The organism is Polynucleobacter necessarius, from assembly GCF_900095215.1.
Taxonomy (GTDB): domain Bacteria; phylum Pseudomonadota; class Gammaproteobacteria; order Burkholderiales; family Burkholderiaceae; genus Polynucleobacter; species Polynucleobacter necessarius_H.
The window spans coordinates 1189208-1209030 of sequence record NZ_LT606949.1 but is presented as its reverse complement, the minus strand read 5'-3'; the positions used below and the strand labels follow the sequence as shown (position 1 = coordinate 1209030).

The window sequence follows — 19823 nt, the reverse complement described above, 5'->3', positions numbered from 1 at the left end:
GCAAAGCGAAATAAATAGAAAATAAAAATAGCCAAATGGAAAAAGCAAATCGAGACCAATTCTCCAAAGCTCACCTACTAGTTGTGGGTGATGTGATGCTAGATCGCTATTGGTTGGGCGACACCAATCGGATTTCTCCAGAGGCGCCTGTACCTGTGGTTCAGGTAGGCAAGATTGATGAGCGTCTGGGCGGTGCTGCGAACGTGGCGCGCAACGTTGCTGCGCTCGATGCTAAGGCGACTATCCTGGGCATTGTTGGTAATGACGAACCTGGTAAGCGAGTAGTCGAGCTATTAAAAGCGGGTGGTGTTGATAGCCAGTTAGAGATTGATGCTGATGTTCCAACGATTGTGAAGTTGCGTGTGATTGCTCGCCACCAACAATTGATCCGCTTGGATTTTGAAGAGACTCCTAGTGCAAAAGCGCTTGCGCATAAATTAGAGCGTTTTGAAAAATTGGTTGGTGATGTTGACGTGGTGATTCTGTCGGATTATGGCAAGGGTGCATTGGGTCAGGTAGCTCATATGATTGAGCAAGCAAGAGCGCAAAACAAGATGATCTTGGTCGATCCTAAAGGTGAGGATTACGAGAAATATCGTGGGGCTACCGTCTTAACGCCAAATCGGAGTGAGCTACGTCAAGTCGTTGGTCAGTCGACTAGTGAAGAAGACCTCACCAAGAGAGCCCAAGACCTCAGAAAATCACTCAACCTACAAGCCTTGCTATTAACGCGCTCTGAAGAGGGCATGAGTTTGTATACCGATGCAGGCGTGAGCCATGTCAAGGCGCAGGCGCGTGAAGTATTTGATGTGTCTGGTGCGGGAGACACCGTAATTGCGACTTTGGCAGTGGCTTTAGCTGCGAAGTGGCCATTAGAAAAGGCAATGGCCTTGGCAAACCGTGCTGGTGGCATTGTGGTTGGTAAGCTGGGTACTGCAACCGTTATTTCAGAGGAATTACAGTGACTATTATCGTAACCGGCGCCGCTGGGTTTATCGGCGCAAACATTGTTCAAGCGCTCAATGCGCGCGGCGAGAAAAATATCATTGCAGTCGATGACCTTCGCCCAGCTGATAAATATCGCAATCTTGCCGATCTGGACATCATTGACTATCTCGATAAAGATGAGTTTTTAGAGGTCTTTAAAAGTGGTCGCTTTGGTAAGGTAAGAGCGGTTTTTCATGAAGGTGCATGTTCCGACACCATGGAGACCGATGGTATTTTCATGATGGCGAATAATTATCGCTACACCATGGATCTATTGGATATTTGCACCGCCCAAAAAGTGCAGTTGCTATATGCTTCTTCCGCGGCAACCTATGGTGGTTCCGATGTGTTTGTGGAGAGTCGTGAGCACGAGAAGCCGTTGAATATTTACGGCTACTCTAAGTTCTTATTTGACCAAGTGATTCGTAAGCGCTTTGCTGAAAAAGCCAATGCAGCGCAAGTGGTTGGATTCCGTTATTTCAATGTGTACGGTCCTCGGGAGTCTCACAAAGGTCGTATGGCATCAGTGGCATTTCATCAATATCACCAGTACAAGGCGAATGGTCATGTAAAGCTCTTTGGTGCATATGGTGGCTATGGCCCTGGCGAACAAAGTCGTGATTTTGTGTCTGTTGAAGATGTGGTCAAAGTAAATCTCTTCTTCTTGGATCACCCAGAGATCAGCGGCATATTTAACTTAGGTAGTGGACGCGCCCAACCCTTTAATGATGTAGCACATACGGTAGCGAATGCTATGCGTAAATTGGATAACGCAGCACCAGCGAGCTTAGAAGAATTAGTAAAAGAAAAAGCCATCGAGTACATTCCGTTTCCGGACGCACTCAAATGGAAATACCAGTGTTTTACGCAAGCTGATCTGACGAAGTTGCGTGCAGCTGGTTATTCTGAGCCTTTCCTAAATGTGGAGCAGGGTGTGGGTCGCTATCTTGAATGGCTAGAGGCGAATTCGGGGTTTTTAGCAAATCCCCTCTAGTTTATTAATCGGCATCCATTCTGGATGCCGATTTTTCTATTTAACTAGGTGGGAATACTAGGCCCTCCTTCCGCGAACCATTGGTTTTTGATCTACTGTGTTGATTATAAAAACTAGGGGATTTTTATGTTCAAGCACTCACTATGTCCATCGTGATTGTTGTGCTGCACAATTTTATTGGTGTCTAACCCCTCATTTGCCCTTCCTGGTAAAGATGAGGTTGATGTTGAAAGTGTGAAGGCTCCCCCAAGAGATGTAAGGGATATATTGCTAGTTCTTAGTCAGGCGCGGACTGATAAAACTCTTATTGAAAAAGCCACAAAAATTCTAGCCTTGCCAGTGCCAAGCGCGAATGATAAAGAGGTTCTCAATCACTACTATTATCGAAGAGCTGCAGCTGAAGAGGTTCTGGCGAATAGCAAGGGCGCACTTGAGAGTCTTAAGAAGACTGTAATTGAGTTTCCAAGTTCTAATGTAGCACTTCGAATTGATGAGTTGTTTCAGTATTCTCAGCAAGAAGCCCTTAGAGGTAATGCCCTTGAGGCTAAAAAGATTAGTGAGCAAGGCCTGACCATGGTTCCGCAGAGTATTAGAGGGTGGAAGCTTTCATTTGGTCGGCAGATTGTTCGGTATTGCCTAGTCCTTGGTGATTTTGATTGCGCGAAAACAGGTCTAAATACACTTGAGAATGAATATAGCAATCTGGTTAGTGTTGCGCGTAATGCTAATTATTTGCATCGGATTAATTGGGAACTAGGGGTTGAGGCAACTCGCGCGCTATTTTTTGGCGGACGGTAAATTTCTCCAGGCTGAGCGCAGTCTTAGAATGGCTCTGTATTTAAATCAGCAGGTCCTAGATGGCATTAAGGATCGCGGAAAAGATGCTTTGGACAATGAGGTGAGGGTAGTCTAGGACTCGAGTACAGCTGTTAGGAATTTTTATACCCAGCGTGTCTATTTCATGAATGACATGGCCCGCGCTTTTCTAGGGCAAAGACGATTCGTTGATGCGGAGTTCTGGTCTCGTGAGGCAATTATGCTGGCGATTACGCAATTTGGCCCTAATTCGGGTAGAACTGCACAGGTGCTATTAACTTTAACTCTGGTAGTGGCAGAGCAAGGTAGAAATGCAGAGGCTGTCCTGTTGGGTAATGCAGCTCTTAAGGTGGCTCAGCAGTCTACAAACTATCCTGGCTCTATTTTAATTGCAGGTGCACGCAAGACATTGGCTTCTGCTTTGGTTGCTGACGGCAAATATGCTCAAGCGGAAAAAGTCTTTTCTGAAATGGTTGAAGGGGGTAAAGACGACCCTGAAATTGCCGCTCGTTATCCCTCACAAGATTTAGACTGGGCGCTAGCGCTTATTAAAACTGGAAATGCTTCTAAAGCTGCAACGATGACTGCTTCCATGCTGGCGAAAGATGGCGTGAGAATGGAAAAGGGCTCTACAAGATTAGCGATGTTGACGGCATTTAATGCTGCCGCTCTTCAAGTATCCGGACAGTCCGCTCAAGCCTTGGCTGAATTTAAAACTTCAGTGCCAGTTCTTCTTGATCAGTCACGCAACGATGCTGAAAACGCAACCGAGAGCATTCGTCAAACCCAAAGAATGACATTTATTCTGGAGAGTTATCTTGCTGCGTTAGCCCAGCAAGCTAAAGCGGATTCCTCTGGTCTTGCGGCTGCTGAGGCATTTCAGATTGTTGACTGAGCTCGAGGTAGTGGTGTGCAGCGCGCGTTAACATCTAGCGCTGCTCGAGCCAATATCTCCGATCCACAATTGGCATCATTGGCGCGTCGCTAGCAAGATTTACAGCAGCGTATTAATACCCTATCGGATTTATTAACAGGCTTGCTTTCTGCTCCTCCTAATCAACAGCTTCCAGCTGTTCAAGAAAAAATACGGGCAGATATTACCGGCTTCAAATCGCAGCGTGAAGATCTGAAGAAAGAGATTGAGCGCAAGTTCCCTGATTATGCTGAATTGTTGGAGCCTAAACCCGCCTCAATCGAGCGTACTCAAAAAGCGCTTAAGCCTGATGAAGTATTAGTCTCTTGGTATTTTGGCGATAACGTAGCATATGTTTGGGCGATTACCAAAGATAGGTCAGCTCAGTTTGCTCAGCTTGCCGTTGGTCGCACACAAGTAGCCAAAGAAGTAGCTCAGTTACGCAAATCATTGGATTCGGGAGTTGCCACGATTGATGAAATTCCGCCATTTGATGTAGCTTGAGCAAACCCACTATATCAACAAGTACTAGCACCAGTGCAAAGCGCGTTTACTGGCAAGAAAGCAATGTTGACGATACCTCATGCTGAGCTTGGGCAGCTGCCATTATCTTTGCTGGTTACAAAGCCAACTGCACAACCAGCAAAAGGCGGGGCTACTCCATTTCGTGGGTATAAGACTGTTCCTTGGCTAACGAGAGATATTGCGGTAGCTCAAGTACCCTCTGTTACAGCTTTGACAGCCTTGCGGGCATTACCTGCTGGCAACCCTAATCGTAAAAACTTTATTGGCTTTGGCGACCCCTACTTGAGTAGTGAGCAAGAAAAGTCAGCGCAAAAACAAGCTAAAGCCACGCAATTAGCGACTCGTGGTATTCCGCTTCATTTGCGTAGCGCTCCCAAAACATCTGGTGTTAGCTCTGCGGAATTAGCGCTCTTACCCCGCCTACCAGATACCAGTACTGAGCTGGAAGAAATTGGTAAAGCAATTGGCGCTGGTGATGGCGATATCTTTTTGCATCAACAGGCTTCCGTGAAGCAAGTGATGTCAACGGACCTGTCTAATCGTAAGGTTGTGATGTGCGCAACTCACGGCTTAGTGCCGGGGGAATTAAATGGTTTGACTCAACCAGCTCTTGCCTTATCTTCCCCGGATGTCGCTGGCGACAAGGATGATGGCTTGCTGACTATGGACAAAGTGATTGCCTTGAAGCTAGATGCTGACTGGGTAGTTTTATCAGCATGTAATACCGCTGCTGGTGAAGGTGCCGGTTCTGAAGCGTTTTCTGGTTTGGGGCAGGCTTTCTTTTTTGCTGGAGCCAAGGCGCTCTTGGTGTCCAATTGGCCGGTAGACTCGGTGGCTTCTAGAACAATGATGACCGATTTATTTAAGAATCAACAAAAGGCTCAGGGTATTAGTAAGGCTGAACTTCTCAGGAAGGCCATGCTCAATCAAATTGATCAAGGCGGCATGAAAGAGGGTGGCAATATGAAGTACGCCTATGCCCACCCGTTATTCCGGGCGCCATTTGTTGTGGTTGGCGATTGATTTAAGATCTACCTGTTAAGTAATATTAATGATTGAACGCTTTTATGAAACTCGCCAAAGTATTGTTTGCCTCGCGCGTATTCACTGCCTCTCAATTGGCTATCTCCGCTCCGTTGATCAGCGCTAAAGAGGCAGCATTGCCGCCTGCAGCCGGGACTTTGGCGACGCGTGGAATTTCTCGAGGGCTGGCGATTAAATTAGCGTCTTCAGAGGCAGACACTCCAGCAGTTTCACCATTTGATTTTAAAGTCAATTTTGAGCCGCGTGGTGATGCGAAGATCGATCCAAGCTCGGTGAAGGTGGTTTATATGAAGTCTCCATTCGTGGATCTCACCCCTCGTTTAAAAGGTGCAATTTCAGCCAATGGTATTGATTTTGCAAAAGCGGATGTCCCGCCTGGCACTCACACAATACGTGTAACTGTTAAAGATTCTGAGGGTCGTGAAACGAATTCAGTATTAAATTTGGTGGTAAATAAATAATGAATTGCCCATATTGCCTATCGGAGGTTTCTGAAGAGGTTTACGTCTGCAAAACCTGTAGCCGTGATCTCTACTTATTTAAACCTATGATGGCCAAGGTTGCGGATTTGGAGGAAGAATTAGCGGCGATTCCAAGTTCAGAACTTTATGAGTTGAGAATTGCAGAGCTTGAGCATATGGTAGATGCCCAAAATCAAAGACTAGAAAATAGATCGATCATGAGTTGGGTTGTGGATATTGCCCTATATCTATTGGTGCCGCTGTTGTTATTGTTGCTGGCACACTGGCTGATTGCGGTGGTCTATGACACTAAGATGCTTTACTTGCGTATTATTTCAATGGTGTTGCCCCTGCCGTTTGCTTATGCTTTATTTAAAAAGCACCCACATAAATTATTACCTTGGTTTATTGGGGTGATTTTTCTAGCTATCGCCTCAGTTATTGGCATGAGTTGGATTACCAGCTTGGTTGACCGCTCACCTATATGGCCACAGAATTTATTTGAGTGGAAAGAGGTTTTGGAATATTCCGCCAGCATTGCGTTTAGTTTCTTAACGGGTATGTTGCTTGGTGGCGTTGCATACGCTGCAAAAAAAAGAGCGCGTAAGGCCGGTTTGCCGAGCTCAATGATGACGGTGGCTTCGCTTAATTTTAAGGATGGTGGCGCTTCTGTAAAGAATGTTCATGGTTTGCTAAAAACTCTGCACGAGTATGGTGGCACTGTTGTCGCGTTGGGTACCACTGCCGTATCCATTTACACCGGTCTTAATGACATCATTGGTAGTTAAGGCTATATGGGCGATCTGCCTTTGTCTTCTTACGATTACCGCCGCGCAGTCGCAGGTATTGGACATTCCCCATCAACAAGATGTACCCACAAGAACCTTACTTATTCCATCGTCCAATCCAAAGGCATTGGTGCTGCTATTCCCTGGAGGGGGAGGAATGTTACGGCTAAAGGAAGATGGGTCAACTCAAAATCGACATACATTTGTTCGATCAGCTAATCTCTGGTCGCAATATCAAATTGATGCGGTTTTAGTCGACACTCCATACGATTTAGGCGAGTTAAAACGAGGCGATCTACATGGTCGGTCGGATCACCTAGAAAGGGTTGTCGAAGTAGTCCGTTATTACAAAAATAACACAAAGCTACCTATTTGGATTTTTGGACGCAGCATGGGCACTTCTACCGCTACTTATTTCGCAAATCAACTGAATGAGCAGTCAAGATTGGTGGCGGGCATGATTATTGCGCGCACCGTGAAAACCGCTACGTTAAGTGACGACGTAGATTTGCCTATAGAGGCGATTTATCATGCGCAGGATGCATGTCTGGGAACGCCGGTATCGGCATCTCAACGCATCATTTCCGGGATGTCTAAAAATCAAGTTTCTCAATTAGAGCTCATCGAGGGCGGTGTTAGTGAAGGTAATGTTTGCGACTCCTTTGCTGACCATGGGTTTAATCAGACCGAGTCGGAGTTAGTTAAGCGTGCAGCCCAATTTATTTTGAGTCATTAGATTAGTGCTTTATCAGTACATACTGATTGGTATGTCTGCATAAAAATTGAGTCAACATTTCATTCTCCAAGTCGTTGTAAACGATCCACGCACACCTTGTGTCCGTGGATTTTTTATTTATTACGGGAGAAAAAATGACTCAATGATTCAATATAGATAAATTATTAAAAAACTTTAGATCAGGAATTATTGTTGGAGCCCTGTCTCTTCTTAGCGCAGGCTTTGCACTGGCTTCACCTGTTAATGTAAATACTGCCACTCAAACTGAAGTGGAGAGCATCCAAGGAATTGGCCCTGCAAAAGCAAAAACGATTATTGCTGAACGGTTGGATGGCGGACATTTTCAGGATGCCAATGATCTGCAAAAACGCGTGCGTGGTATTGGTATGAAGTCAGTGGAAAAAATGGTGGATCACGGTTTCACCATTGAGGCACCAAGTTCTTTTCGAGAGCCTAACGGTCGCACCAAGAAGGAGGGTGGCGCCTCTGGTTGACGCGGTTCTCGTAATCAAGCTAATCCTCGCAATCAGCCGGAGCGTTCGGGAGCGGGTCGCCGAAATTAAACCCTTTCACGTGTAAGGCGGCTTATGGCTAAAATGGCCTTATGAGCAAACCTTCTTACTTCACTATTTCACAAACTGTTGGCAACACGCCCTTGGTGTGTTTGCAGCGCATTCCTGGCTTGGAAAATGAGAATCGTAATAATGTAATTTTGGGTAAGTTAGATGGAAATAATCCAGCCGGGTCGCTGAAGGACCGACCTGCGCTGTCGATGATTTCACGCGCGCAAGAGCGCGGTGAAATTAAACCTGGCGATACCTTAATCGAGGCTACTAGTGGTAACACGGGCATCGCTCTGGCAATGACTGCAGCCATGTTGGGTTATAAAATGATTGTGGTTATGCCAGAAAATCAAAGCATTGAACGTCGTCAGAGTATGGCGGCTTATGGCGCTGAATTGATGTTGACCGCAGCCTCGGCCGGCATGGAATTCGCAAGAGATTACGCATTGCAATTACAAAGCGAAGGTCGTGGTCGATTGCTTGATCAATTTGCCAACCCCGACAATCCCAGGGCGCACATTGAAACCACTGGCCCGGAAATTTGGCGCGACACGGATGGACAGATTACCAATTTTGTTTCTGCTATGGGTACGACTGGCACCATTACTGGGGTATCAACTTACCTGAAGTCGATGAATCCCGCCATTCAGATTATTGGCGCGCAGCCTGAAGAGGGCTCACAAATCCCAGGCATTCGAAAGTAGGAGCCAGAGTATCTACCCAAAATTTATCAAGGCGATAAGGTAGACCGAATTGAATATGTATCTCAAGCAGATGCGGAAGAGAGGACGCGCCGCTTAGCGGTTGAGGAAGGTATTTTTTGCGGGATATCGGCCGGAGGCGCTTTAGTTGTTGCTTTGCGCATTGCGCGTCAAGTGGAAAATGCCACCATCATCTTTATTGTCTGCGACCGTGGCGATCGTTACTTATCCACTGGCGTGTTTCCGGCTTAGGTAGACTTCACTTTCTTCTTTGAGCTTGATTTTTTGGCTTGGATGGAGTGCCCGTATTTTTGATATGCGCAGTCGATTTGCTAACGCTTTCTACTGGTACCACGCTCTGGTTTTTGTATCCCAAGGCTTCCGCAAATTCAGCCACACTTTGCGCGTAAAAATAACTGCGGTTGTATTGCACAATCGTCAAGAAATTATGTAAGCCAACAACATATTGCACCTGGTCGTGACCATCCTTATCGGGATAGGGAAGGTCAATAATAAATGCTTTGCTCTGAGGCTCTACACCACCACTCTGTAGATTGCCTTGTTGCTTGGTCAAGATGCCTTGATCAATGAGCTCTTGAACAGTAAATTTCACTTGAGGTTCACCATCAGCCAGTGCTTTTGCAGCATTGATGCCACTGACATGAACCGGAAAGGAAATCGGCATCCCAGTTTGCCAACCATGTTTTTTCATGAAATTGGCAACGCTGGCAATAGCATCTTTAGGGCTTTGTTTGAGATCAATTTGCCCGTCATCATCTCCGTCGATCGCAAAGCTCCGTATGCTGCTGGGCATGAATTGCGGCAGTCCGATGGCGCCAGCGTAAGAGCTGTTTTGGTTTAAGCATGCGCTAAATCGGGCGCTATTCACGCCTTGACTACTGTTTTTCGCAGGCAGCTTGCCGCCAGCCTCTGTCCAGCACATCAGAATCAGTTCTTTGAGTTGATCTTTAAAGAGTTGTTTCCGTGCTGATTTATTGGGGGTTTCTGGATAGCTAAAGGCAAGGGTGGAGAGTGCGTCCTTCACTCTAAAGTTGCCTGTTTGGCGTCCATAGATGGTCTCAATACCAATAATGGCCACAATAATTTCGGCAGGCACCCCCGAGTCTTGCTCCACTTGGCTCAAAAAGGCCTGGTTTTGCTCCCAAAATGCCCTACCAGCCTTTAGGCGAACGGGTTCAATAAAGCGCTTACGATAAGCCATCCAGTTCTTCTTAAACGTCCCCGATGGGGGTAATACCAATTTGCGAATAGATGGAATCGTTTTAGCATCTAGAAAGCCGATTTCTAGGGTTGGGAGGGGGATTTCTTGGGTTTGGGAGACTGCCCCTAGTAGTGCGTTGAGGTTTTGGCTAAAACGCGCCTCGGTGACCGCATCATCCGTCTGGTTTACGATGGACTGTTGCGATTGGGTTGGCTGTGTGGGGTTGCTAGAGCAACCCGCTAACAAAAGAGCAAAGAGTAAGCAGGAGATGCGAAAGTTCATCTGGCAGGGGTTGGATTTTCGAAAGTTGAGCACGTTTTATTAGATTATAAAAATTACAAATTTGCTATTGAGGATTTTTGAGTAATGACAACAGGATACATAACTCATCCGGACTTGTTGAAACATGAGATGGGTAGCCATCATCCAGAATGTCCAGAACGAATTCAGGCGATCAATGATCAGTTGATCCGCAGCGGCGTTGACCGATTTTTACATCATTTGAACGCCCCCTTGGCAACTGAGGATCAACTGGAGTTAGTGCATAGTCCAGACCACGTGTCATTCGTGCGAGATCGCGCCCCTGAGAGCGGTTATTTCATGCTGGATGGTGACACCATCATGAACCCCATACCTATAGAGCTTAATTACGAGCAGCAGGTGCGGCCATTGCGAGTGTAGATGCTGTAATGAAGGCTGGGGTTGAAAATGTCTTTTGCGCGGTAAGGCCGCCAGGACATCACGCAGAGCCAACTCGCTCTATGGGATTTTGTTTGTTCGACAACGTAGCTATTGCAGCCCGTTATGCGATGGAAATGCGTGGCATCGAGCGCGTAGCTATTATTGATTTTGATGTCCATCATGGCAATGGAACGGAGGCCGCTTTTTTCAATGACCCCAATGTTTTAATGTGCAGCTTCTTCCAACATCCTGTTTACCCCTATAGCGGCCTTGATCACGTCAATAATATGGTAAACGTGCCTCTGCCTGCGGCGACACGCGGTGATGTAGTACGTTCGATTGTGGAAGAGAGATGGTTGCCAGCGTTGCGTACTTTTGAGCCAGAGCTTGTTATTATTTCAGCGGGCTTTGATGCGCACCGCGAAGACGGTCTGGGTCAAATGGGCCTGGTTGAGGATGACTATGTCTGGATAACTAAGCGCTTAAAAGAAATCGCTAATGACTACGCGCAAGGTCGAATCGTGAGCTGCTTAGAAGGTGGTTATAACCTTTCCGCCTTAGGTCGCAGTGTGGTGGCTCACATTAAGGCCTTGGCCGATATTTAATATAGTGAATGTAAATTAGTAAAACGAAATCGAAAGCTGAAAATGGCAAATATTTATGAACAGGGTTTGGATCGCAATCCAGCCAACTACACCCCAATCACCCCATTACTTTTTTTAGAGCGCTCGGCGGAAATTTATCCGAATAAAACGGCGATCATTCATGGGAAGTTGCGTCAGACCTGGAAGCAAACTTATGAGCGTTGCCGTCGTTTGGCAAGTGCCTTGCAAAAACACGGGATTGGCTTAGGTGATACGGTAGCGGTTATGTTGCCAAACACCTCTCCAATGGTAGAGGCGCACTTTGGTATTCCTATGGCGGGCGCGGTATTGAATGCCCTTGACACCCGTTTAGATGCTGAGTTAATCGCATTCATGCTCAATCATGGTGCAGCAAAAGGGGTGATTGTGGATCCAGAGTTTTCGGCTGTGATGAAAAAAGCGCTGGAGATTGCTCAAAAAGAATCCGGTCGTGCCTTCTTGGTGATTGACGTTGAAGAAAAAGAGTTTGATGTGCCCGGTGAAAAGTTAGGCACTCTCACTGATGAAAAATTACTCTCTGCAGGTGACCCTCAATTTGCGTGGCAAGTGCCTGCCGATGAATGGCAGGCGATTTACTTGAATTACACCTCAGGCACTACTGGTAATCCTAAGGGGGTTGTGTATCACCACCGTGGCGCCGCAATCAACGCGGTATCGAATGTCTTGGATTGGGATATCAATAAACACCCTGTATACCTTTGAACCCTTCCGATGTTTCATTGCAATGGTTGGTGTTTCCCGTGGACGATTGCTGCGCGCGCCGGTGTGAACGTGTGGTTGCGTCGCGTGGATGCACAACATATTTTTGCAGCCATTAAAGACCATGGCGTCACTATTGCGCTGCCCCTATTGTTCATAACCTCTTGGTCAACGCGCCAGATGAATTAAAGGCCGGTGTACCAACCGGTGTTCAAGGTTTAATTGCTGGCGCAGCACCTCCTGCGTCGATTATTGAAGGCATGGAAAAGTTAGGTTTTGACTTAACTCAGGTGTATGGATTGACCGAGGTATATGGACCGGCATCTGTGTGCGTTAAGCAAGACGAGTAGAATGATTTAGATATCGGCGAACGCGCTCGTTTAAATGCGCGTCAAGGTGTGCGTTATCACATGCAACAAGCAATCGCAGTTCTGGATCCAGAAACGATGAAACCGGTTCCGGCGGATGGTGAAACCATGGGCGAAATTATGTTCAAGGGCAATATCGCCATGAAGGGTTATTTAAAAAACGAGAAGGCAACCAAAGAAGCATTTGAAGGGGGTTGGTTCCATTCTGGTGACTTGGCTGTCATGAATCCAGATGGCTACGTCAAAATGAAAGACCGTAGTAAAGACATCATTATTTCTGGCGGGGGAAATATTTCCTATGTTGAGGTGGAGGATGTCCTCTACCGTCACCCGGCAGTCAATGCCGCCGCAGTGGTTGCTAGGCCAGATCCGAAGTGGGGGGGGAACCCCTTGCGCCTTCCTGGCAATCAAGCCTGGTTCAGAGGTCACTCCCGAGGAAATTATTGCCCATTGCAAGCAGCATTTGGCTGGCGTTAAGGTTCCTAGAGCGATTGTGTTCTGCGAGTTGCCGAAGACCTCCACTGGCAAGCTTCAGAAGTTTGAGTTGCGCAAGCAGGCTGGCTCTGCCACCGCTATTGATGTCTAGAACTTAGTCTGCGGGGCGGATAAAATAAATCGTTAACTATTATTGAGAATTCCCAATGAAAATCTTAGTAGTTGTAAAACGCGTTGTCGATTACAACGTCAAAATTCGAGTGAAGTCGGATAACTCCGGTGTGGATTTGGCTAACGTCAAAATGAGTATGAATCCTTTTGACGAGATTGCTGTTGAAGAGGCGGTGCGCTTAAAAGAGGCTGGCGTTGCCACTGAAGTGGTTGTCGTGAGTGCTGGTGCAATCCAGTGTCAAGAAACTCTCCGTACTGCCTTGGCTATTGGTGCAGACCGTGCCATCCTGGTTGAAACAGATGCCGACTTGCAGCCTTTAGCTGTAGCGAAGATTCTCAAGGCACTCTCTGAAAAAGAACAGGTGCAGATCATTATTTTAGGTAAACAAGCGATTGATGACGATAGCAATCAAACAGGTCAGATGCTGGCTAGTTTGTTAGATATCCCTCAGGCAACTTTTGCGTCTAAAGTGGTTGTTGCTGATGGTAAAGCTACCGTGACTCGTGAAGTCGATGGTGGCCTAGAAACAATTGCGCTTTCATTGCCTGCAGTTATTACGACTGACTTGCGTTTGAATGAGCCACGCTACGTGACTTTGCCGAATATCATGAAGGCCAAGCAAAAGGCAATTGATATCGTGAAGCTTGAAAAGTTGGGTGTGGATATTGCCCCACGCCTCAAAATACTTAAAGTAGAAGAGCCGCCTAAGCGCTCCGCAGGGGTGATGGTTGCTGATGTAGCAGCTCTGGTAGAAAAACTTAAACATGAAGCGAAGGTGATCTAAATGGCGGCGCTAGTTCTTGCCGAACACGATAATCAATCCTTAAAAGCTGCAACTTTAAATGCGGTAGCAGCTGCTTTGCAGTGCTCACCAGAAGTTGACGTTTTAGTAGCTGGCAATCAGTCTGATGCCGCTGCATCTGCGGCCGCTCAAATTCCTGGCGTTCGTAAAGTGATTCAGGTTGATGCGGCAAATCTGGCTGATCAATTGGCCGAACCTTTGGCTGCGCAAATCCTCGCGATTGCAAGCAACTATAGTCACGTCTTGGCCCCAGCAACTGCTAACGGTAAGAATGTATTGCCACGCGTCGCAGCTAAGTTAGATGTTGCCCAGCTATCCGATATTACTAAGGTAGTCTCGGCTGATACTTTTGAGCGTCCAATTTATGCGGGCAATGCGATTGCTACCGTGCAATCAGCCGATCCAATTAAAGTGATTACTGTGCGCACCACTGGCTTTGATCCTGCAGCTGCCACTGGCGGTTCAGCTGCTGTTGAGCAAGCTGCCGCTGCTGATAGCAAGGCGCAATCATCCTTTGTGGGTCGTGAACTCACCAAGTCTGATCGTCCAGAACTGACTGCGGCCAAGATCATTGTCTCTGGTGGTCGGGGAGTGGGATCTGGTGAGAAGTATCAAGAAATCATTACCCCATTGGCCGACAAACTTGGTGCGGCGTTGGGGGCTTCTCGCGCAGCAGTTGATGCAGGCTATGTTCCAAACGACTATCAAGTAGGTCAGACTGGCAAGATTGTGGCTCCGCAACTTTATATCGCCGTTGGTATCTCTGGCGCTATTCAGCATTTGGCGGGCATGAAAGATGCTAAGGTGATCGTTGCCATCAATAAGGATCCGGAAGCGCCAATTTTTGGCGTTGCCGATTATGGCTTGGTAGCCGATCTGAATACCGCTGTGCCAGAGCTGACAAAAGCCCTGGGTTAAGCGGTATTTTGTATCGCCAGAATATTTATTTGAATTATTGAATTTGAATTACAAGGAGTTGTAATGCCATACGTAGCGCCAGTGAAAGATATGTTGTTTGTCATGAATGAACTAGCTGGGCTATCGGATGTCGTTGCTTATCCGTCTTATCCTGACGCAGGAGCGGACGTAGATTTGGCGCCAGCTATTTTGGAAGAGTCCGCGAAATTCAATCAGGATGTAGTGGCGCCTCTCAATTGGGCGGGAGATCAAAACCCTAGCTCATTGAAGGATGGTGTAGTGACTACTACCCAGGGTTTAAGAACGCGTTTGAGCAATACGCTGCTGCAGGCTGGCAAGGCGCGATTCATCCGGCGGAGTTTGGTGGACAAGGTTTGCCAAAACTCATCTCAACTGCTTGTTTAGAGATGGTCAATGCCGCCAATCTTTCTTTTGCACTCTGCCCATTGCTCACTGATGGCGCTATTGAAGCCTTGTTGACGGCCGCGAGCCCAGAGCTGCAGGAGCAATACGTTCCGAAGATGCTTGCTGGTGAGTGGACTGGAACGATGAACCTCACCGAGCCACAGGCCGGCTCAGCCCTGTCAATGGTGCGTTCTCGCGCGGTTCCGGAAGGCGATGGCACTTATAAAATTTTTGGCATCAAAATCTTCATCACTTACGGTGAGCACGATATGGCCAAAAATATTGGCCATTTGGCGTTAGCAAGAACGCCTGATGCGCCTGAAGGCGTGAAGGGGATTTCTTTATTTGTGGTGCCGAAGTTCTTGGTCAATGCTGATGGTTCATTAGGTGAGCGTAATGATGTGCATTGCGTTTCGATTGAGCATAAGCTTGGTATTAAAGCGAGTCCAACAGCGGTGTTGCAGTTTGGTGATCACGGTGGCGCGATTGGATACTTAGTTGGCGAAGAAAACCGTGGCCTTGAATACGTGTTTGTGATGATGAATGCCGCGCGCTTTGCGGTTGGCATGCAGGGTGTAGCGGTGGCTGAGCGCGCATATCAAAAAGCAGTGCAATACGCTAAAGATCGCGTCCAAAGTCGTGACTTAGCTGGTTCTCCTAGGCCTGTGGCAATTATTCATCAGCCAGATGTGAAGCGCATGCTCATGACAATGCGCGCCTATACCGAGTCATCACGCGCATTGGCTTCTATGCCGCATCTGCTTATGATGCGCAGCATGCAGCTCCAGATGAGGCTGTACGCAAAGCCAACCAGGCTATTTATGAATTTTTAGTGTCGATTGTCCAATGCTTCTCTACAGAGATGTCTATTGAAGTTGCTAGCCTAGGTGTTCAAGTCCATGGTGGCATGGGCTTTATTGAGGAAACTGGCGCCGCACAACACTATCGCGATGCTCGTATCCTGACAATTTACGAAGGTACTACCGCGATTCAGACAAACGACTTGGTGGGTAGAAAAACAGTGCGCGATGGTGGCGCTATTGCGAAAGAGTGGTCTCAGAAAATTGCCGCTACAGAAAAAGATTTGGCGGCAAGTGGTTCGGCTGATGCTCAAGCCGTGTTGAAGCAGCTTACTTTAGCTCGCGCGGCATTTGATCAGGCAGCTGCCTACATTGTTGCAAATGCAAAGACCGACACGAAGTCGGTTTACGCTGGTAGCTTTGCTTACCTCCGTTTGTCGGGCTTGGTATTGGGTGGCTGGCAAATGGCTAGAGCGCTTTTGGCTGCGGAACGTTTGCGTGATGGCGACCCTCGTTTCTATAACGCAAAGATTGCTACGGCGCGTTTCTTCGCGGAGAATTTAATGCCGCAAGCACAAGCCTTGGCTACATCCATTGTAGAAAGCGGTCACTCTACTAATGCCTTAGAAGTAGAGCAGTTCTAAACAATCTAAAAGAAAATAAAAAACCGCCACTAAGAGAGCGGTTCGCGCAAAAACAAAGCTATCTGCAATTATTGGGATAGCTTTTTTGCTTCGTGGATTTGAGAAATAAAAAATTGCTCAAAAGATACGGCTAAAAAAGTCATCATCACACCTGCGCCAAAGACCAGGGAGAAGATGACGGTCAATATTTCTAGCCAACCCGAGCGGCTGCGACGATGCTCCTCAATGCCGGGATTAAATTGCGCATCCCACTTTTCATCTAGACGTAAGCCATATGCAATCGTAGTTAACCAGCTCGCTTCAATGGCGATGAAGCCAAAGGTAATAAGCACCCATCCTGGAGCCGAATGAAAATGAGCGTCTTTTAGGATCACCCAGCCCGCTGCGCCACCAATTAAAGAAAATAACTGAACCCATGCCCAAAAAGATTTTAGTCCTTGCAGGTAAAAGCAGTGGAGGCCACTTCCAGGTAAGAGTAGTCCGAGTGCGCAAAAAAGAAGTTTGGATTTTTTCATGAATGTTTCTGTAAATTTTTGATGCTTATTTATTTTGTTTTTGTGTAAAGCGGAGTACTTCGCGATCAGTGCCAATCATGAGCAATTGATCGCCATTGCGCACAATGCTGCGATAGTCATTGAGTTCATAGAGAAAGTCATTCTCCAGTTCCATGCGTTGCGGGCTACAAGCCATCTTAGTGCTCGCGATTTGTTTGAGAGAGAAGCCGCGAGCGTCTTCATCGAGTGTGGCGGTAAAACGATTGCATCCTGTAGAGCCGCTGACACGCTGACCATTGGCGTCAAAAATAATTTGAATGGGGTTGCTGGCATCACCCTGGGGAATCTGGCGGGTACGCACCTCTCCATTGCTGTTGGGGGGTAGATTCCAGCGAGTGAGTTCCCATTTAGTGTTTTTGAGTTCGCTGCTTGGAGGGCTGATTTTGGCTCCACAAGGGGGTATCACGTTAGCGCAGCCCCCTAAAAGCCCCAGGCCAAGACAAGCAATTAGCGGAAAGAGCTTATTTATATGGCTTCTAATGTAGTTCGAATGACTGGATTTAGCGATCATATTTGTCTAAGTTATTGTTTTTAATATATTGTTTATCTTTGCCCGCATTCTATTTTACTGTCTTGTCTGCGTAAATAGGTGGAAAAAGTAGGGGTTTTCGTGTAAAATATGAGATTTTCCGCTCCACCGTATCTGTGTATTTGGTGAACTGGAGCCCAAAGTTTTTTTGTAGAAATTTCATTGGGTTGTAATTAACCTGTTTTCATTTTAGATTTTAAGGAATAAGTATGGTCGTCATTCGACTGGCACGCGGCGGTTCTAAGAAGCGCCCTTTTTACAGCATCGTTGCTACTGATAAGCGCAACCGTCGTGACTCGAACTTTATCGAGCGTATTGGGTATTTCAATCCACAAGCAGCGGCTACTGAACAAGCAATGCGTATTGCTCAAGATCGTTTGACTTACTGGACTGGTGTTGGTGCGCAAATCTCCCCAACGGTAGTGCGTTTGATTAAAAACAATCCAGCTGTTTAATATTCTTTTGCTACAAACTTCATCGTTGCGGTGGAGTTTTTAGTGGCAGAATGTCTTGTAGTGCTATTTTGGGAAAATAAGGTGTCTTGCAAATGAGTACGCCTTCCTTAAATGATTTAATTGAACTTGGCGCCATCTCTGAGGCGCAAGGTTTGCAGGGTCAAGTGAAGGTAAGACCTCACTCTTCAGAACCTGTAGCACTTCTTTCTTCTAAATTGGTTTGGTTATCTCTTATTCCGCGTAGGGATTCTGGCGTTGCTGTGTCTACAGAACAAGCTTCATTGACGCAATACAAAGTCAAGAGCGCCAAGATGCATAGTGGAAATGTGGTGCTCGCATTGGACGGCATTACCGATCGCGATCAAGCGCTTGCATTAAAGGGAGCTCGTATTCTGGTTGCGCGCGATGCCTTTCCAAAGGCGGATGCGGATTCTTATTACTGGGTAGATCTCATTGGATGCAAAGCAATCAATCTGCAAGATGAAATCTTAGGTGATGTGATTGACGTTACTGAAAATGGCGCACATGGCGTGATTGCGATTGGTGATGCGCAAACAAAGACAATTCAATATTTAGTGCCCTTTGTAAAAGAAGTGGTGCAAAACGTCGACCTGCCCAATAAAACAATCACCATCGACTGGCAATAAATCGAGACTGATATGCGCTTTGATGTTGTGACCTTGTTTCCAGAAATATTCTCCGCTGTAACGCAGTGGGGCATTACTGGTCGAGCATGCGAGCAATCCTTGGCAAGCGTGCATCTTTGGAATCCCCGAGACTTTTGTTCGGATCATCGTAAAACGGTGGATGATCGTGCCTATGGCGGTGGTCCTGGCATGGTGATGATGGCCAAACCCTTGGAGGACACGGTTGTCGGAATTCGGTCAGCTCATCAAGCTGCAGGCATCGAAAGCGGGCCAATTTGCTTGCTAGCCCCACAGGGAGAGCGATTTTCCCAGAAGATAGCGACAGATATCCTCAATTACGGTAATTTAAGCTTTGTTTGTGGTCGATATGAGGCTGTCGACCAGCGTTTTGTTGAGCGAAACGTGGATTTACAGCTTTCTATTGGAGATTTTGTGCTTTCTGGTGGTGAAATTCCTGCAATGGCGATGATGGATGCAGTCATTAGGCTGATTCCAGGGGCTCTTGGAGATGGCGAATCAGCCACTCAGGATAGCTTTATGAATGGTCTTTTGGACTATCCCCACTACACCCGTCCAGAAATATATGAAAATTTATCTGTTCCAGACGTGCTTTTAGGCGGACATCACGCTAAAATAGTGGATTGGCGTCGGCAGAAGTCTTTAGAGCTGACGTTCAGGTTAAGACCGGACTTAATTGAATCGGCCAGAGCCAAAGGGTTGCTAACCCGAGAAGATGAACAATTTCTTTGCTCGCTGTAAATACTTTTAGTAGTTGCGGAAGTGAATGGGTGGTTTGGTTTTTGGTTTAGTGAAATTGTTTTAACTGCATCCTCTATTAGGTCCGTTGACTTCGGTTTCGGGATTAAACGTTAATATGATGTTTAAGGATTAAAAATGAATTTGATCGAAAAAATTGAGCAAGAAGAAATTATTCGCTTAAGTGCTAATAAAGTATTGCCAAGCTTTGTTCCTGGCGACACTGTAGTTGTTAGCGTTAACGTAGTTGAGGGTACACGTAAGCGTGCCCAGGCCTTTGAAGGCGTTGTGATTGCTAAGCGTAATCGCGGACTCAATTCCAGCTTTATCGTTCGCAAGATTTCTTCTGGCGAAGGCGTAGAGCGTACGTTTCAAACTTACTCACCATTGATCGCTGGTATTGAAGTGAAGCGTCGCGGTGATGTACGTCGTGCGAAGTTGTACTACTTGCGCGATCGTTCAGGTAAGTCTGCGCGTATTAAAGAGAAATTGCCTGCACGTAAGACTGCAGCAGCAGCTCCAGCCTCAGAATAAATATCGGATCGAAGTAAAACAGGCGGCCTC

18 protein-coding genes and 5 pseudogenes are annotated in these 19823 nt (G+C 46.8%); 20 read left to right on the top strand and 3 right to left on the bottom strand.

The features are described 5' to 3' along the window. The first annotated feature begins 35 nt into the window (after positions 1–35). The 11 genes and pseudogenes from rfaE1 to cysM all read left to right on the top strand — a co-directional run bounded on the left by rfaE1 (position 36) and on the right by cysM (position 8780). Positions 36–965, top strand: coding sequence for a D-glycero-beta-D-manno-heptose-7-phosphate kinase (gene rfaE1 / locus DXE35_RS06595; RefSeq protein ID WP_114689962.1), 930 nt, complete (start codon positions 36–38; stop codon positions 963–965). Continuing rightward, entirely contained in the window at positions 962–1981 is a 1020-nt protein-coding gene (rfaD, locus tag DXE35_RS06590) for an ADP-glyceromanno-heptose 6-epimerase (protein WP_114689961.1), read from the top strand. Before rfaE1 ends, rfaD begins: the two co-directional genes overlap by 4 nt. Positions 1982–2161: 180 nt before the next feature. After that, on the top strand, positions 2162–2779 hold the full coding sequence (locus tag DXE35_RS06585; protein ID WP_114689960.1) for a hypothetical protein: 618 nt from the start codon (positions 2162–2164) through the stop codon (positions 2777–2779). A 163-nt stretch (positions 2780–2942) separates the two neighbouring features. Further along, entirely contained in the window at positions 2943–3692 is a 750-nt protein-coding gene (locus DXE35_RS06580; protein WP_114689959.1) for a tetratricopeptide repeat protein, read from the top strand. Positions 3693–3833: 141 nt separating this feature from the next. Continuing rightward, positions 3834–4214, top strand: coding sequence for a hypothetical protein (locus DXE35_RS06575; RefSeq protein WP_114689958.1), 381 nt, complete (start codon positions 3834–3836; stop codon positions 4212–4214). A gap of 15 nt (positions 4215–4229) precedes the next feature. After that, positions 4230–5258 (top strand): annotated as a pseudogene (locus DXE35_RS06570) (CHAT domain-containing protein); the annotation flags it as partial. Between the two features lie 44 nt (positions 5259–5302). Beyond that, the gene (locus tag DXE35_RS06565; RefSeq protein WP_114689956.1) at positions 5303–5740 is read left to right on the top strand and encodes a hypothetical protein; all 438 of its coding nucleotides are present in this window, start codon (positions 5303–5305) and stop codon (positions 5738–5740) included. 86 nt (positions 5741–5826) lie between these two features. Beyond that, positions 5827–6528 (top strand): hypothetical protein, encoded by a 702-nt coding sequence (locus DXE35_RS06560; RefSeq protein WP_162784988.1) that lies wholly within the window; start codon positions 5827–5829, stop codon positions 6526–6528. A 157-nt stretch (positions 6529–6685) separates the two neighbouring features. Continuing rightward, positions 6686–7264: an alpha/beta fold hydrolase gene (locus DXE35_RS06555; RefSeq protein ID WP_162784987.1), complete on the top strand. Its 579-nt coding sequence runs from the start codon at positions 6686–6688 to the stop codon at positions 7262–7264. A 152-nt stretch (positions 7265–7416) separates the two neighbouring features. Next, a complete protein-coding gene (locus DXE35_RS10650; protein WP_331851957.1) occupies positions 7417–7758 on the top strand; it encodes a ComEA family DNA-binding protein in 342 nt (113 codons plus the stop codon). 110 nt (positions 7759–7868) lie between these two features. Then, positions 7869–8780, top strand: a pseudogene (cysM, locus tag DXE35_RS06545) (cysteine synthase CysM). Between the two features lie 7 nt (positions 8781–8787). Here cysM and DXE35_RS06540 read toward each other — a convergent pair. After that, positions 8788–10032, bottom strand: a complete 1245-nt coding sequence (locus DXE35_RS06540) for a lytic murein transglycosylase (RefSeq protein WP_197714009.1) — start codon at positions 10030–10032, stop codon at positions 8788–8790. Between the two features lie 84 nt (positions 10033–10116). On the opposite strand from DXE35_RS06540, the pseudogene DXE35_RS06535 reads away from it, so the two are divergent. From DXE35_RS06535 to DXE35_RS06515, 5 genes and pseudogenes are all read left to right on the top strand, one after another. Continuing rightward, a pseudogene (locus DXE35_RS06535) lies at positions 10117–11036 on the top strand (histone deacetylase family protein). A gap of 42 nt (positions 11037–11078) precedes the next feature. Further along, a pseudogene (locus DXE35_RS06530) lies at positions 11079–12728 on the top strand (acyl-CoA synthetase). A gap of 55 nt (positions 12729–12783) precedes the next feature. Continuing rightward, a complete protein-coding gene (locus tag DXE35_RS06525) occupies positions 12784–13533 on the top strand; it encodes an electron transfer flavoprotein subunit beta/FixA family protein (protein WP_114689953.1) in 750 nt (249 codons plus the stop codon). Continuing rightward, a complete protein-coding gene (locus DXE35_RS06520; RefSeq protein ID WP_114689952.1) occupies positions 13534–14469 on the top strand; it encodes an electron transfer flavoprotein subunit alpha/FixB family protein in 936 nt (311 codons plus the stop codon). Between the two features lie 63 nt (positions 14470–14532). Next, positions 14533–16318: pseudogene (locus DXE35_RS06515) on the top strand (acyl-CoA dehydrogenase). A gap of 68 nt (positions 16319–16386) precedes the next feature. On the opposite strand, the gene DXE35_RS06510 reads toward DXE35_RS06515, so the two are convergent. Further along, on the bottom strand, positions 16387–16833 hold the full coding sequence (locus DXE35_RS06510; RefSeq protein ID WP_114689951.1) for a hypothetical protein: 447 nt from the start codon (positions 16831–16833) through the stop codon (positions 16387–16389). A gap of 25 nt (positions 16834–16858) precedes the next feature. Further along, the gene (locus DXE35_RS06505) at positions 16859–17383 is read right to left on the bottom strand and encodes an META domain-containing protein (RefSeq protein WP_114689950.1); all 525 of its coding nucleotides are present in this window, start codon (positions 17381–17383) and stop codon (positions 16859–16861) included. 227 nt (positions 17384–17610) lie between these two features. On the opposite strand from DXE35_RS06505, the gene rpsP reads away from it, so the two are divergent. From rpsP to rplS, 4 genes are all read left to right on the top strand, one after another. Continuing rightward, entirely contained in the window at positions 17611–17856 is a 246-nt protein-coding gene (gene rpsP / locus DXE35_RS06500) for a 30S ribosomal protein S16 (protein ID WP_011902362.1), read from the top strand. A 92-nt stretch (positions 17857–17948) separates the two neighbouring features. Continuing rightward, positions 17949–18503, top strand: coding sequence for a ribosome maturation factor RimM (gene rimM / locus DXE35_RS06495; protein ID WP_114689949.1), 555 nt, complete (start codon positions 17949–17951; stop codon positions 18501–18503). Positions 18504–18515: 12 nt separating this feature from the next. Beyond that, positions 18516–19262 (top strand): tRNA (guanosine(37)-N1)-methyltransferase TrmD, encoded by a 747-nt coding sequence (gene trmD, locus DXE35_RS06490; RefSeq protein ID WP_114689948.1) that lies wholly within the window; start codon positions 18516–18518, stop codon positions 19260–19262. Between the two features lie 135 nt (positions 19263–19397). Beyond that, a complete protein-coding gene (gene rplS / locus DXE35_RS06485; RefSeq protein ID WP_114689947.1) occupies positions 19398–19793 on the top strand; it encodes a 50S ribosomal protein L19 in 396 nt (131 codons plus the stop codon). The last annotated feature ends 30 nt before the right edge of the window (positions 19794–19823 follow it).